Source organism: Acinetobacter sp. ANC 4973, from assembly GCF_002135275.1.
Classification (GTDB): Bacteria; Pseudomonadota; Gammaproteobacteria; order Pseudomonadales; family Moraxellaceae; genus Acinetobacter; species Acinetobacter kyonggiensis.
In genome coordinates, this window is sequence record NZ_NEGM01000006.1 from 134,733 (window position 1) to 150,276 (window position 15,544).

The window sequence follows — 15,544 nt, forward strand, 5'->3', positions numbered from 1 at the left end:
AAATGCCTCTGTTCGTCAATGTTATATTTTTAAATGTCTTGCATTGTAAGCATCTAATTTGCTGCTTTACGTGTTGATGAGCTATGTTTTTAGCGTCCATCATTTCCATCCTAAACATCGGGGATATTCCAGAATGTAGTATGAAAAACAACAACGTAAACTCTCTATCATGGAAATGATCTTAGGCGTAAAATTTGCGTAAAATTCTCAATCAAAATAGCAACGTGATCATGCTCTGAACGTTTAAAATTTTGAACAGCAAGTCAGCTTTTCAAAGCTTAAATATTCACACTCCATTCACGTCCATCGCTCTAAAGTATCAATATAAGATTCAAGATGGATAATGATCATGAAATACCGTAAAACAATAGTAAGTTCTTTGCTGGCATTACTGTGTTTATCTGGATGTAAAAGTATCCCCAGTTATTCCGCTGATTATCATAGCGCCAAGAATAATATGACTGGCATCATGCTAAATGACGCACAAGCCTTAGCGATTGGTACACGTTTTACCTCGACTTTTAATACCTTGGGCACGCCCGAATTTGTAAATCAAGCCAGTGCGCTGTATGCAGAGCAGCTTTTCATTAATGACACATTGTCTCAGTTTTCATCACGACAAAATTTAGTTGAGCATTTCAAAGGCATGAATAAACGTGTCAGTAATGTTACGGTCAAATTATTAAGCACAAGTTATCATCAAGACTCCGCGTATGTGCATTGGTATATGGCTTATGACTTCAAATTTTTAGGGACTCATCAAAAGATGGCTTCACACGGAATAAGTGAAATTAAAGTGAATGCTGCCCAACAAATTATTTTCCAGCAAGATTTTTGGGATCCAGCAAATGGTTTATATCGTTCACTCCCCTATGTTGGAGGTGTTTACTCATGGTTATTACCATTCAAAAAATCGTCTTAAGCCTTATTTGCCTGACCAGTTTATCGGTCAATGCCTTAACGCTCGACACACCTGTACAACAATGTGCAACAGCACCGCTTTTAATTGGCAAAAAACAGGTCGGTCAAGCCAGCTATTTTGCCCAGTCTTGTAAGAAACCTTGGGATAGTCAAAGTATTCAGCTGAATTTTGCTTATACTCAAGATATTCCAGAATGGGCATTTAAACGTGCAGCCACGCATTTTTTAAAGAAAAATATTGCCGATTTTCAAGAGAACTCGGCTCTGAATCATATTACACAGCTCTATAAACCAGTCAGAAATGGCGATTTATACGCTTTGCTATATACACATCCATCAAAAACATTAACCCTGTCACTGAATCAAAAAAAATTAGGTCATATTCAAAATGATCAAGCCAATCAGTATTTTAAAATTTGGCTAGGCCCACAGCCTTTTAATGCTAAATTGAAGCAACAACTCTTAAACTAAAAATCAGAATTAATTGTTATGACCAAACATTTTATCCTCATCGTCGAAGACCATTACGAGCTTGCCTCTACCCTGTGTGAGTTTCTAGAAGAGCATGGTTTTGTCATAGATCATGCACGTAATTTAGATGTCGCACGCAATTTATTAAGCCAGCATCCGTATCATATTCTGTTATTGGATATTAATTTGCCAGACGGCTCAGGTTACGATCTTTGTGCATGGTTAAGGACAGAACAAAGCTTAGACCTGCCTGTACTGATGCTGACCGCACGCGATACCTTAGACGATAAATTAAAAGGTTTTGCTTCAGGCACCGATGATTACCTAGTCAAACCTTTCGACTTTAATGAGCTGGTAGTACGTGTTCGAGCTTTAATTAAAAGATCATTGGGTGAGGTTTCAAATAGCCAATTGCAAATTCATGACCTCATTTTAGATAGCGCTCGTCAAAGTCTAAGCCGTGCAGGTCAAAGCATCGAACTCCCTCCAATTCAATTTAAACTCTTAAAGCTGTTAATGCGCAACTCACCCAAAGTGATGAGTAAACAAGAAATTGTCATGGCTTTATGGGGAGATGCCGAACCTGAAAGTGATGCGCTACGCAGTCATATTTATAATCTACGTAAAATGGTCGACAAACCTTTCAATCAGAAACTGATTCATACCGTGTCTGGGGTGGGCTTAAAAATTGCAATTGAAACAGATTTACCCTAACTTAAACTAACTAAGATACACCACCACAATCAATCCCGTTGAAGGCTTTAAATCAAGATCGCTCTGGAGCGTTAAATAATATTGACGATCAAACAACTCCACACGCCAGCCCAATTGCATACACAGTTTTTGTACCAATTGCAGTCCAATACCATGCCCTTTGGTTTCTAGTTTGAGTTGCCGACTCGACAATTCCTGTACTTTCACATCGTTGGGTAAATTGATGCCAATGCCGTTATCGGCAATTAACACTTTATTTTTTTGCAAAATAATATCAATTTCTGAACCTTGCGAATAATTTAAGGCATTACGCAAAATATTGCCAAAGACCATTTTGGTCATAGAGGGATAAAGTTGACGCATCTGTTCATCCCCATGCTGTTGAAGATGGATCTGTATGCCTTTGACCTGCCCCACACTGTCTAAATCAACTTGTAATTCCTGTAAAATATTGAATAGTGATTGATATTCTGGGGTCAGTGTATTGGTGGTATTACGTGCAATTGCCAACAAGGTATCGACCAATAACTGCATATCTTCAATGGTATTGCCCAAACGCGTAAAAGCTTTGTTATCACCATAACGTGCTTGGCAAAGTTGCACATTGCCTTTTAAAATCGTCAACGGTGTCCGAAGCTCATGACTGACATCACCACTAAACTCGCGTTCACGACGAATAAACTCACTTAACACCTGATGATATTTCTCTAGTGCTTGTTTTAAATATTCCGCTTCCATGTTGGCATCCGTGCTGATGCCCTGAAACGGTGACGCTTCTGTATTCTGATGTTCCCAGTCGATATTTTCTAAAGCATTGGCCAGTCGGGTAATTGGAGAAAAATATCGCCGCGCACGACGATTCCACCACCACAGCACACTATAAAGGATAAATAAACTAAACATTAATGGTGCCAAACCAAACAACCAAACCAGCTTATTGACGTTACTCTCACCAAAAACTAAAAGTACATGCTGTCCATTGCGTTCCCCATAAACGGTCATGCGCTCTTTGCCATCAATAAAATGACGGTCAATGCCTGATTTTAACTGCATATTTTGAAACTTGCTTGGTCTAACCCCGTTCCATCGGTAACCATACAAATTTTTCGTATCGGGTAAATCTGCCTTTGGATTACGCTCAACACGCATCCAATAATGTTCCATTTCCTGTTCAAGCGCCGTTTTCAGCAATGTGCCTTTAATCACCCATGCACTGCATGAAATACCAATCACAATCGATAACGCAATCAGTCCAATTTGCAACCAATAGTAACGATTAAAGACTTCACCCAAGGGATGAGCGCGGTTGCCCTTAAATAGCTTCAACATAGACTCATCCCTTACCTGACCAACGACATGTCAAATTCAATTTAGATTATAGGACTTTCTTCTTAAACAAAAAGTGACCAATCACCCATTCTTGCCCCTGCTCAAAACCAAACAATTCAGCACAGGCCATAAAGAAAATCCTCCAGCGTTGCCACCACGCTGCGGCAGCTTTACCATAGGTTTTTTCAAATAAAGGTTTTAAGCGTTGCTCATGCCGATCCATATTTTCCAGCCAAGCATTCGCAGTCCGTTCATACTGTGTCCCTGACCACTGCCAATGCTGCTCTAACTGTAAATGATCTTGAAAATGCAAGAAAGTTGAAGCCGATGGCATGAGTCCACCGCTAAAGAAATATTTTGACATCCAATCATATTCATTCTTAATTTCAAATGGATAATGTAAAAAACGATGACAAAAAATATGACACCAGAGTAATCCTTCAGGCTTCAGCCAAGTATTTATTTTTTCAAATAGTTTTTGATAATTACGTACATGTTCAAACATTTCCACCGATACAACTCGATCAAATGTACTACTTTCAAGTTCCAGCACATTCACATCACAAGTGATTACACTCAAATTGTTAAACTGTCGTAATTTGGCTTGTTGTTGAATATATTTACGTTGCGTTGCAGAATTCGATACCACGGTGATGCTTGCATTTGGATAGTGCTCCGCCATCCATAAACTTAAAGATCCCCAACCACAACCGATCTCTAAAATATGTTGACCATCTTGTAATTGCGCACGTTGACAATAGCTCGCTAAAGCCAAGTCTTCAGCTTCATCTAACGTAGTTTGAGCATCGGCAAATAAACTTGCACTGTACTTTAAGCGTTTCCCCAGCACAGCCTGAAAAAACTCAGTCGGTAACTCATAATGCTGTTCATTGGCCTTATCGGTTTCGATGGCAATTTCACTGTGTTTAAGCATGTTCAGTACGTCCATATAACGCTGGGCGCCCTGTTCAGGATCATAACGTCCTTCTTGAATTAAGCGTTTTTTACTTAAGCCCCGTATTGCAGCACGAATCGCCTGATCTGGAAGCAATCCACTTTCGACAATTCTTAGCGACTGTTGAATAATAAAATCCATAGGTTGTCCTACTCTTTAGGTTGCCAGGGAATAAACATTGACGTGCGTTGTTGATAATCTCGGTAGTTTTGACCGCGATGCCGTAATGCTTGTTGTTCACTAAACGGAATACCGGTGATGTAGTACAAAAACAACCACATCAATACGGGATAAATCCATAACACATACAGCCCAGCCGCAAGACCTAAAATGGGATAGGCAAACCAGTGCAGCCATTCAAAGAAATAATTTGGATGCCGTGAATATTTCCATAAACCTTGATCCATGGTTTTACCCTGATGGGCAGGATCTTGTTTAAACCGATACAGTTGATGATCGGCCAGACTTTCCCCCATAAATGCCACCAACATAATCAGTGCGGCAGCGCTCAGTGCCCAACTGCTCCAGTCATTCCACTGCATCTGTGTGGCACTCAGTAGCGACAGCATCGGATATGAAAATAGAATCGCAAGACCCGCTTGAAAAATAAAAAAAGCTAAAAAACCAAGATGCTGGAATGCCCCCATAGCACGGCGCATATTGGCATAACGCCGATCTTCTTCGGTTTCATGCCAATAACGACGCAATAAATGCCAACTCAGGCGTAAGAACCAAATACTGCTTGCAAGACCAATGAAAATTCGTACTGCTATAGGCGCAGTATCAAGCACACATGCTGCCCAGATGACATTGAGGGCAATACTAAAACTCCATGCAACATCGACTAAACCTGCACGGTGGTTATAAGTCACAATGACCCAGCAAAACAGCATAATGAAAACGTCAAGCAACAATACATCTAGCAGCATTTCGACTCTCCTTGACAGGTTCATGCAGAAGATTCAAATTTAATATGCACTGACCTCAAACAACATATGCACATCACTAATCACGCCTTCCTTAAAACCACCTTCGCAATAGCACAAATAAAAATCCCACATACGGATAAAGTTTTCGTCAAAACCCAGTGCAAGGACTTGTTCACGTGCAGCTAAAAAGTTTTTTCGCCAACAATGCAAAGTTTGTGCATAACTTTGTCCAATATCTTCTAAATGTTTTAAACGTAATTGTTGTTCTGATGCCGTTTGAGTTAAGACACTAATACACGGAATGAAACTGCCGGGGAAAATATAACGCTTAATATAATCCACCGTATTCAACGCTTTTTTATAGCGTGCATCTTCAATGGTAATGGCTTGAATCAAAGCCAAACCCTTCGGTTTTAATAAATTGTGGCACTGTTTAAAATAGGTCGATAAATATGCTTCACCCACGGCTTCAATCATTTCAATGGAAACCAGTTTGTCGAATTTTCCTTCAAGCAAACGATAATCTTTCAACTGTACATCGACACGATGCGCCAAACCAGCAGCCTCTACACGTGCTACGGCTTCATCATATTGCGCTTGTGAAATGGTAATGGTGGTGACTTTACAACCATAATTTTGTGCTGCATAAATTGCAAACCCGCCCCAACCACTGCCAATTTCCACCAAATGATCCATCGGCTTAAGCTGTAATTTTTGACAAATCAGCTCTTTTTTATAATTTGAAGCTTGTTCTAAACTCATGCTTGGCTCTTGAAATACAGCACTGGAATACATCAGTGATGGATCAAGAAACAACTTAAAGAACTCATTACTCAGGTCATAATGATCAGCAATATTTTTTCGACTCCCGTCGATTGAGTTTTTACGGGTTTTGTACCATGCCTTTAAAAAGATTTGGCTGGCTTGAGAAATGATATTTTGATTAAGTTTATCTAAGACATCTCGATTACGCGCCAAAATTTGGATCAGTTCGACCAAATGATCCGTGCTCCAATAGCCGCGAATATAGCCTTCGGCTGCACCCAATACACCATTTTTAAAAATCAACTCCATCAGTTGTTTATTATGAACTCGGACAACAACACTTAACTCAATACTGTCTCCGACAAAACCATTCCAAACCCCTTGAAATATAATTTGACCGTGACGCAACTTCAATAAACTACGTAAAACCAAAGGTAGAGAATCTTGTTCACTGGAAATGAGTGTTTTCATAATATTGTATTTCCCTTGTTTTTCTTGGGATGCCGATAAAATGGAACTTTTTTCGTCCATAAACGAAAAGCGTTCCAATAAATACCCGCCATCATTTTAAAAGGTTCAAAGACAGAGGAAATAGCATAGCGATAGTGTTGTGAAGGAACTGTGATGGGACGCAGTGAAAAGCGCATTGTGGCATCAAATTGCAGTACATCCTGTTGAAACAACTGCATATGGATGACATTTTGCTGTTCTGAAAAATTAAAGCGCCAACAATAATCCATATCCATCGGCATAAAAGGTGAGACATGAAATGATTTTTCAAACTCGAACGAATAGCTTTGAAAATGTGAATGCTGAACTACTTTATCCCGACAATCGTGGATATAAACCTGACGTTCATTCCAAGGAGTATTGGTGATTTCACTCAGAATAAAGATCGGATGTTCAGTGCTATCCAAAATAAAATAAAAGACCACCGAGTTAAAATAAAAACCCAAAGTGCGTGGTAGTGCCAACACACGAATTTGTGTATCTGAAGCCAAGATAATATTGGCTTGTTTAAGGAGTATTTTTTTAATTTTTTCCCGAATTGAACCATGCTCTGCAATTAAAAAATCATCTGAATCTAAGCGCAGAACACTCCAATGCTTCAATGACCACAACCATGATTGCTGCGTAATGGAATCCACCTGATCGGGGTCAAACCATAAGTAGCTTAATTGCGCGTCAAATTCATGCGACTTCGGTAAATAGCGACGATGCCTGATCATGGCAGGCGCAACCGCAAGTGAGGTCATCAACATACCATGCTCCTAAGCAGGCTCGGCTACAAACTGCGCCAATTGATCCACCACTTTCGCCGCACTGCGCGCACCATCTTCATGAAATCCCCAACCCCAATAAGCCCCACAATAGGAAGTACGATTTTGTCCATTAATTTCTGCCCAACGCGCCTGCGCCGCAATGGCTGCTGCATTAAAAACAGGATGTCGATACTCACGTTCAACCCAAATATACTTGGAGTTAATAGGGAAATTGGGATTCAGCGTGGCAAAAATTTGGGTTTTACAGGATAAATTTTGCAGCTTGTTCATCCAGTAGCTAAAACCATAATGAAGCTTTGCATGCTGAAATACGGCTTCAACATCAGATTCAGATTCGGTGACATGCACATGCCAGCTCGCCCATTGAGACTTGCGTTTCGGCATGATACTGAGGTCGCTATGTACCACCATTCGGTTATCTTGATAAGAAAACTTTGCCAGTACATTTTGTTCAAGCGCTGTCGCATCCGCTAAAAGTTTTAAACTATCATCGGCATGGTTGGCAAAAATCACCCAGTCGAACTGCTGGGTATCCACTTCTGTTTGAACAATTACCTGATCGGATAAGCGTGACACGCTGGTGACAGCCAATTGCTTAAACTTAATGTTGGGGGACTGTTGCTGAATGGCTTGAACATAACGCGCAGAACCGCCTTTGACTGTTTGCCATTGTGGTCGGTCTTTGAGCTGTAACATTCGATGGTGCTGAAAAAAACTGACCACAAATTTATAAGGAATTTGTCCCACTTGCTCAAGTGGGCATGACCAGAGTGCACCGCACATCGGATATAAATGCTCTTGGCGGAAGGCCTCTGAATAGCCATTTTGGTCTAAATAATCTTCTATACTTAATGTGGTCTCACAATCATCGACCATAACTTCTTTATTGGCTGCATAAAATCTAAATAGATCGGCTAACATTACTCTAAAATTAGATTTCAAAAAATTCTGTGGTCGGCACAGTAATGATATTTTTTTCGATGGATTATATTGTAGCCCCGTCACCTGATTATTCACAGAAAAGCCCATATCACTGCTTTGAGCTTTGACCCCAAGTTCCGTAAGCATTTGACTAAAGAGAGGATAGTTATAGTCGTTAAATACGATAAAACCACTATCGACAGCAAGCATCTGCCCCTCTATTTCTAGATCATGCGTATCTGTATGACCGCCAAAATAATTATTTTTCTCAAAAACAGTTACTTGATGTTGCTTTGAAAGTTTCCATGCCGCATATAACCCAGAAATACCCGAACCAATAATGGCAATTTTCATGAAGACTCCCCAGTTTGAATATTTTTTGTGTTGGTCTTAATTAATTTTTTTGCTGGTACGGATGATTGCGCTATTTTACTCACCTCATAAACCCGTGCTGGAATCGGTTTGAATCCCCAGACCAAGCCAAACCAAGACATTATTTTTAAAAGGTAATAAGTAATATCAATTTGCCACCAATAAAAGCCTTGCCGTGTACTGCCTGCATAAAAATGATGGTTATTATGCCAACCTTCACCTAACGTAATAATGGATAAAAATAAATTATTACGGCTTTGATCTTGGGTTTCAAAGTCACGACTGCCGTAGAGATGGGCAAGTGAGTTAATACACAAAGTCGCATGAATCAGTAATACAGTTGAAACGACAAATCCCCAGACCAATAGTTGTACACCCGATGTTCCAATTTGAGGATGTGCAATAGCCAACCATTCCCCTAATGTATAAATTGCCCCAGCAGTCATGAATACAACGATAAGGCTAAATCGGTCAAGCCAAATAAGTTCAGGATATTTCAACCAATCTTTAATCACTTCTTTGCGTGTAGCAAAGTTATATTCATTTAAAAACCACCCTACATGGCTATACCAAAAGCCGTGGCTAGATGAATGTGGATCTTGCTCTGTATCAGTAAATCGATGGTGATAACGATGGTGCGCTGCCCACCACAAAGGTCCGCGCTGAGCACTCATCGTGCCAAGCAAGACAAAAATAAATTGCACCATTCTTGAAGTCTGAAAAGTCTTATGTGACAAATAACGATGGAAAAATGCAGTAATCGAAAACATACGAATCAAATAAAAAATCAGCATGAAGGCAACTGCAAACCATGACACCCCCACCCAAAATACGGCAAGACAAGCAATATGCAGAATGATAAAGGGTAAAATCCGCAACCATTGAATTTTCTTTTTCTCAGATAAAATGGTCTCTGCCTGAACAGTTATGGACCAACTATCTACCCATCGCATAAGACTTTTGAACATGGGCTAATCCTAATCTCAAAATTATTAGATTTTGTTTGAATGAGTTTAATCGAGCCGACATGAAATTTATGTGAAGCAGATGATTTTTAGCAGAGTCGTGAAAATAAACCGATATGCCATAAATTTCGCGTTAAAAATATAGATCACTTATTTAATCTTTACTGAAATGGCCTATTTGGACATTTCCCATATGGCCAGAACCTGCAGAAGTCATAGCTTAAACAATCAATATTGTCTGCAATATCGACCACCGCAAGCTAAAACACACTGCACACAGGCATTCATTTTCACAGCTCAGTCTGAATTTGTTGCTGGCTTATTATTTAAGTACAAGCTTGGAGCATTATGGCAATCCTGCTTTGCACACTTTTCCATTTGTCTTAACCATTTTTCACGTTTCAGTTCACTTGAACCACGAACAGAACCGATATACACCGTTTTGATCTTTTTGACACCGCAAAACGCTAAGGTCGTTTTTTTCAGCTGCCGAGTACTCGGTTCAGCAAAATACCACTTATAGACCCAGCCTGGTTGATCCAATGTGGTAATTATTCTGGCTGTTTTATTTAATAAATGGCCTTTAATACGATTACTGTTTTCATAATAACTAAAGGCCATACTTGGTAAAAATACACGATCAATAAAACCTTTAGTCACTGCTGGCAGTCCGCCCCACCATACAGGAAAAATCCAGACCAAATGATCCGCAAGTTCAATTTTTTTCCAAGCTGCAATTAAATCTGGCTCTAGCTCCATTCTCTTTTCATAGCCATTTTTGAGATTAGGGTCAAAATGCAATTGCCCCACTTCAATCAAATCGACCTGAACGTTGTACTGGGCGGCGTAAGTCATATAGGCATCGACCAATGCAGCATTAAAGCTGCTTTTTGAAGGATGCCCATTGATAACAACTATTCGTTTATATGCACTCTGGCTCATAATCATCTCTAAAATTAAAATATTTATTCTTTCAGATTACAATTGATATTTGAAAAATAAGTAGCAAAGTTATCTCATAAAATTTAAGATATCAATTGTTATCTCATTTATTTTACTTTCATGAATTCAAAAAAATTATCACGTGATGAAAAACAGCTTAAAACCCGCCTAGCCCTTATTGAGTCTGGATTTTCTTTAATTTCCAATCACGGTTATGGTGCTGTTTCTATTAGAAATATTTCTAAACATGCCAACTACACTCAAGGTGCTTTTTATTCAAATTTCAGTAATAAAGAAGATTTTTTATTAGAATTAATGCGACTGCAATTTGAGAAAGAAAATCTTCAGCTGCAAAATATAATATCCAAAGAAGACTTAAATATTAATCATTCAATTGAAAAACTCCGTGTCTGGCTAAGCGATTTTTTTAATAACGTTGAATGGTTAAAAATATCAATTGAACTTCAATTATATGCAGCGCGTGACGAATCTTTTGCATTGGAATATCAAAAAGTTTGGCAGACGCATAAAGATGAAGTAGCCAAAATTTTAATCTGCCTCATTCCAGCAGTACAACCTGTAGATCAAAACCAGATTGAGACGATTACTGCTGAGTTAATTTCATTAAGTTATGGCTTAGCATTGCAATATATGATTTTTAAAGATGATGTTGAAAAATATATCAATATTATTATTCAAAGTTTAAATCATAGGATTGAAACAGTAAGCACGGTCATACCATAAGTTGCAGTGACATCCAAGCTATGCGGGTTTTGATACTAAACAAAATTATAAAATTTATGGAATGATGCTCCCTCATCCCTCATCCCTCTAAACTCTTAAAGATTTCTGCTCAACATTTTTAGGGCTTAAACAATTCTTTGCAGAATACTGTGTTACCCGAATTATAGTAAATTTCAATCTATTCAAATCAGACAGCATTCGCTTCTTTTTGAGTAGAAAACACGCGGTTATATACACAAAGTTTTATTCTGACTAGAATTATCAACACCTAATTTGTAGATCTATACCAGTTCAATCAATGAGCCAAAAAGAGGAAACCAATGGTTTAATACTGCATCTGGAGCATTGCTCCGCAAGGCCAAAATCGTCATGATCCAATGCACTAAAACATTATCTTGATGCCACCAGGATACTTACTATTAAATAGTGTGATCAAAACTACAAATAAACATTCTATTCCTCATAATAAACGATTATTTTATAACCAAATAAAAAACAAAACCAAGTACCATTGGTTTTTATTTATTTAATTAATTTTCAATAACTTAAAACAAAAAAATTAATAAATTTTAGACAGAAAAATCAAATACATAGTTTTTTACCCTTAATTTGTTTTTCTAGAGCATTTACTCTTTTTTTTATTGTGCTATTTTTGTCACATGGAGTAACAAATCATATCAGGTTTAAAAACCGATGTTGCCAAAAATGAATACTGAACATAAATAACAGCAATTTCAGTAATAAAATTTGTACCTCAAGGAAAGATACAGCATGAAATTAAAAACACTTACCACAGCCATTATCCTTGCAACCGTACCAATGACAGGTGCATTCGCAGCAGCTTTAGACCGTTCAGGTCAATCAATCGCGGCATTTTTACAGCCAGGCAACTATTTTGAAGCAGGTCTTTCTGTATTAGACCCAACTGTTTCAGGTAAAACCAACGTTACAGCTACCAATGCTACTAGCCAAGAGACAGGTGACATGGCGGGAGACTATTACTTCCCAAGTGCTGCTTTAAAATTACAGTTAAATGATAATTTTTCAGTTGGTTTAATTTATGACCAACCATTTGGTGCAGATGCTGAATACACTTCTTCAAATATGTTTACAAGCCCGTTGGGCAATACAAGTGTTGAAGTCGACACACAAAGTTTATCTTTAATTTTTGGTTTCCAGCCGACTGTAAACTGGAATATTTATGGTGGTGGTGTATACCAAACTGTTAAAGGAAGTGTAGAGCTACAAGGTACAGCATATAGTGGTACTGCTTCACCTAGTACAGGATTTGCAGGTTACAAAGCCAATATTGACGAAGATGGTGCGGCAGGTTGGCTAGCAGGTGTTGCTTACCAAATTCCTGAAATTGCTTTAAAAGCATCTCTTACTTATCGTTCTGAAATTGAGCATACTATAGATGTTAAAGAATCATCTATTGGCACAAATTTAGCAGCTCTACCAGTACCAGGTCTAATTAACCTTAATGCAAACAAAGGTTCAACTGACATTACAACACCTCAGTCTGTCAACTTAGATTTCCAAACTGGCATCATGGCAAATACCGTTGCATTTGCTAACGTTCGTTGGGTTGAATGGTCTAAATTCGCAATTCGTCCATATGCTTTTGGTAAAGCAAGTGCTGCTATTGGTCCTGCAGTTGGACAACCGAATGGCTTTGACTTAGTTGCATATTCTGATGATCAAATTTCAGCAACTGTAGGCGTTGGACGTAAACTTAGCGAACAATGGGCTGGTAACGTATCAGTAGGCTGGGACTCTGGTGCAGGCAACCCTATTTCTACATTAGGTCCAACTGAAGGTTATTGGAACCTTGGTTTAGGTGCTCAATTCAGCCCAACACCACAAACTTTCATTGCTGGTGGTGTAAAATACTTCTGGTTAGGTGATGCAGATGCTCAGTCAGGTGCTCAATTCAATACTCCAAACTCGGTGGCTAAATTTGAAGACAACCATGCTATCGCATACGGTCTAAAAATGGGTTACAAATTCTAATTTAAGCCATTCAATATTTAAAAAAAGACCATAGTTTGCTATGGTCTTTTTACATTATGCCTATTGTTTTTTAAACTTAGCCATCTATATGTTTCAAATTTAATCAAAAAGAACCCCTTATATTACTTTCATTTTTTAAAATGATTACTCTATTTTTTTACTTATAAATCATTTACATACTAAACCATTATTAGTACTTTTACTCTATTCAAGTTCATTTTTTGAATTACACAGTTCATTTCCCAATCAGAGCTGAGCATTTACTCTTTTTTTATTTATGTTATTTTCCCGTAACTTTTAAATAACGATTAAGCGGCTCAAGGAAAAGAATTCATGAAGCTTACAGCGATTCATTCAGCAATTTTACTTAGTTTAATTCCGACTACAGCAACATTTGCCGCTGGACTTGATCGTTCAGGACAATCGATTTCAGCCTTTTTACAACCGGGAAACTACGCAGAAGCGGGTATTTCAGTTTTAGATCCAGAAGTTCAAGGTAAAGACATTGCTGGCAATAAAGTCAGCGATATGGGCGAAGACTACTACTTCCCTGCTGCTGCTATAAAAATTCAAGCAACAGATAAAATTTCTTTGGGTTTGCTTTATGATCAACCATTTGGGGCTGACTCTCAATACGCGCCTGAATCTAATGCTTTTGGTTTCGCTGGAGAAGGCACAGGCGTTGAAGTTAAAACCAATAATATTACAGCTTTAATTGGTTACCAACCGACTGAAAACTGGAATATTTATGCAGGTCCTGTATATCAAACTGTAAAGGCAAACGTATCTTTACGTGGTGCTGCTTATGGTGGTCCAGCTGCTGTCGGTGGTTATGATATTGCGCTTAAAGAAGATGATGCTTATGGCTGGTTAGCAGGTTTTGCCTACGTAATTCCAGAGATTGCACTTAAAGCTGCAGTGACTTACCGCTCAGAAATCAAACATGATGTCGAAACATTTGAGACATTTGGTCTAGGCAAGTTAGTATTTCCTAGTAGCACAACTGAAATAACTACGCCACAATCTGTGAATCTTGATCTACAATCAGGTATTGCTAAAGACACTTTAGCATTTGCTAATATCCGTTGGGTGCATTGGAGCCAGTTTGCAGTTACACCAAATGTTCTTAAAGAAAAATCAAAAAATAATTTGATTGATTATTCTGATGATCAATGGTCTGCAACAGTAGGTTTAGGCCATAAATTTAACGCTAAATGGTCTGGTACAGCCGCTGTTGGCTGGGACTCAGGTGCTGGTAACCCAGTAACGACTTTAGGTCCAGTTGAAGGTTATTGGAGTGTTGGCTTAGGTGGTCAATATAGTCCTGCTGAAAATTATTTCATCCAAGCGGGTGTAAAATATTTCTGGTTAGGTGATGCTCAAGCCCAAACGGGTGGAAGAGTTGCTGGTAGCTTTGAAGACAATACTGCTCTTGGTTATGGTATGAAAATCGGCTACCGCTTCTAATAGCGTTATGCGTTAAATTAGCATTCAATAAGAAAGGGCACCATTGGTGCCCTTCTCTATTACAACTTTCTTATCAAATTAAGCGGGAATATCACGTACAGAAGCATTACGAATCGCTTCTTTTAATGCCTCATAACCATTAATCGCTGGGAATTGTGGAAATTCAGCAATCACATTTTCAGGTGCATCAAATAAGAAGCCATGATCAGCCTCACCCAACATAGTCGTATCATTATAGGAATCGCCCGCAGCAATCACACGAAAGTTCAAACCATGCAATGCTTTAACCGCTTGACGTTTCTGATCTGGTTGGCGAAGTTTATACGCTGCAATCATGCCATTTTCATCAGTTTCTAATTTATGACAAAAAATAGTTGGCCAATCCAACTGTTTCATCAATGGATGAGCAAACTCATAAAATGTATCTGAAAGAATAATCAATTGAAAATGAGTACTGACCCATTTCACAAACTCTTTTGCACCAGGGAAAGGCCCCATATCTGCAATTACATCCTGAATATCATTTAAGCCTAATCCGTGCTCTTTTAAGATATTCAAGCGTTGCGTCATCAACACATCGTAGTCTGGAATATCACGCGTAGTTGCTTCTAATGCTTTAATACCGGTTTTTTTTGCGAAGTTAATCCAAATTTCTGGAACTAACACACCCTCAAGATCAAGACATACGATTTCCATGGGTTCTCCTCATGCCAGTGAAAAAAATTTGCGCTATCATAGCTTAAAAAATGATTT

Annotated in this window: 15 protein-coding genes; 6 read left to right on the plus strand and 9 right to left on the minus strand. The window is 38.6% G+C overall.

Translation table 11 applies throughout. The features are described from left to right. Positions 1–349: 349 nt before the first annotated feature. Genes B9T30_RS09830 through B9T30_RS09840 form a run of 3 tightly spaced genes read left to right on the plus strand, consistent with a single transcriptional unit; the run spans position 350 to position 2,106 of the window. Complete coding sequence (locus B9T30_RS09830; RefSeq protein ID WP_086184815.1) at positions 350–922, plus strand: DUF2358 domain-containing protein; 573 nt, start codon at positions 350–352, stop codon at positions 920–922. Continuing rightward, on the plus strand, positions 892–1,392 hold the full coding sequence (locus B9T30_RS09835; RefSeq protein WP_086184816.1) for a chalcone isomerase family protein: 501 nt from the start codon (positions 892–894) through the stop codon (positions 1,390–1,392). Before B9T30_RS09830 ends, B9T30_RS09835 begins: the two co-directional genes overlap by 31 nt. 18 nt (positions 1,393–1,410) lie before the next feature. After that, on the plus strand, positions 1,411–2,106 hold the full coding sequence (locus B9T30_RS09840; protein ID WP_086184817.1) for a response regulator transcription factor: 696 nt from the start codon (positions 1,411–1,413) through the stop codon (positions 2,104–2,106). A gap of 6 nt (positions 2,107–2,112) precedes the next feature. On the opposite strand, the gene B9T30_RS09845 is transcribed toward B9T30_RS09840, so the two are convergent. From B9T30_RS09845 to B9T30_RS09880, 8 genes are all read right to left on the minus strand, one after another. Next, entirely contained in the window at positions 2,113–3,435 is a 1,323-nt protein-coding gene (locus B9T30_RS09845) for a sensor histidine kinase (protein WP_086184818.1), read from the minus strand. 46 nt (positions 3,436–3,481) lie between these two features. After that, complete coding sequence (locus B9T30_RS09850; protein ID WP_086184819.1) at positions 3,482–4,531, minus strand: SAM-dependent methyltransferase; 1,050 nt, start codon at positions 4,529–4,531, stop codon at positions 3,482–3,484. An 8-nt stretch (positions 4,532–4,539) separates the two neighbouring features. Further along, positions 4,540–5,319 (minus strand): DUF1295 domain-containing protein, encoded by a 780-nt coding sequence (locus B9T30_RS09855; protein WP_086184820.1) that lies wholly within the window; start codon positions 5,317–5,319, stop codon positions 4,540–4,542. 39 nt (positions 5,320–5,358) lie between these two features. Next, positions 5,359–6,555, minus strand: coding sequence for an SAM-dependent methyltransferase (locus B9T30_RS09860; RefSeq protein WP_086184821.1), 1,197 nt, complete (start codon positions 6,553–6,555; stop codon positions 5,359–5,361). Beyond that, positions 6,552–7,346: a DUF1365 domain-containing protein gene (locus tag B9T30_RS09865; protein WP_086184822.1), complete on the minus strand. Its 795-nt coding sequence runs from the start codon at positions 7,344–7,346 to the stop codon at positions 6,552–6,554. The genes B9T30_RS09860 and B9T30_RS09865 overlap by 4 nt, the downstream gene beginning before the upstream one ends. Positions 7,347–7,355: 9 nt before the next feature. Further along, the gene (locus B9T30_RS09870) at positions 7,356–8,642 is read right to left on the minus strand and encodes an NAD(P)/FAD-dependent oxidoreductase (RefSeq protein ID WP_086184823.1); all 1,287 of its coding nucleotides are present in this window, start codon (positions 8,640–8,642) and stop codon (positions 7,356–7,358) included. Next, positions 8,639–9,628 carry an acyl-CoA desaturase gene (locus B9T30_RS09875; RefSeq protein WP_086184824.1) on the minus strand — a complete coding sequence of 330 codons (990 nt, stop codon included), beginning with the start codon at positions 9,626–9,628 and terminating at the stop codon, positions 8,639–8,641. The genes B9T30_RS09870 and B9T30_RS09875 overlap by 4 nt, the downstream gene beginning before the upstream one ends. 294 nt (positions 9,629–9,922) lie before the next feature. After that, the gene (locus B9T30_RS09880; RefSeq protein WP_086184825.1) at positions 9,923–10,567 is read right to left on the minus strand and encodes an NAD(P)H-dependent oxidoreductase; all 645 of its coding nucleotides are present in this window, start codon (positions 10,565–10,567) and stop codon (positions 9,923–9,925) included. A gap of 120 nt (positions 10,568–10,687) precedes the next feature. Between B9T30_RS09880 and B9T30_RS09885 the strand changes: the two genes are divergently transcribed. From B9T30_RS09885 to B9T30_RS09895, 3 genes are all read left to right on the plus strand, one after another. Further along, positions 10,688–11,311 carry a TetR/AcrR family transcriptional regulator gene (locus B9T30_RS09885; protein ID WP_086184826.1) on the plus strand — a complete coding sequence of 208 codons (624 nt, stop codon included), beginning with the start codon at positions 10,688–10,690 and terminating at the stop codon, positions 11,309–11,311. Between the two features lie 771 nt (positions 11,312–12,082). Continuing rightward, positions 12,083–13,324 (plus strand): OmpP1/FadL family transporter, encoded by a 1,242-nt coding sequence (locus B9T30_RS09890; RefSeq protein ID WP_086184827.1) that lies wholly within the window; start codon positions 12,083–12,085, stop codon positions 13,322–13,324. Positions 13,325–13,657: 333 nt separating this feature from the next. After that, positions 13,658–14,791, plus strand: a complete 1,134-nt coding sequence (locus tag B9T30_RS09895) for an OmpP1/FadL family transporter (RefSeq protein ID WP_086184828.1) — start codon at positions 13,658–13,660, stop codon at positions 14,789–14,791. Positions 14,792–14,869: 78 nt separating this feature from the next. On the opposite strand, the gene thrH is transcribed toward B9T30_RS09895, so the two are convergent. Next, positions 14,870–15,487 carry a bifunctional phosphoserine phosphatase/homoserine phosphotransferase ThrH gene (gene thrH / locus B9T30_RS09900; protein ID WP_086165549.1) on the minus strand — a complete coding sequence of 206 codons (618 nt, stop codon included), beginning with the start codon at positions 15,485–15,487 and terminating at the stop codon, positions 14,870–14,872. Positions 15,488–15,544 lie beyond the last annotated feature (57 nt).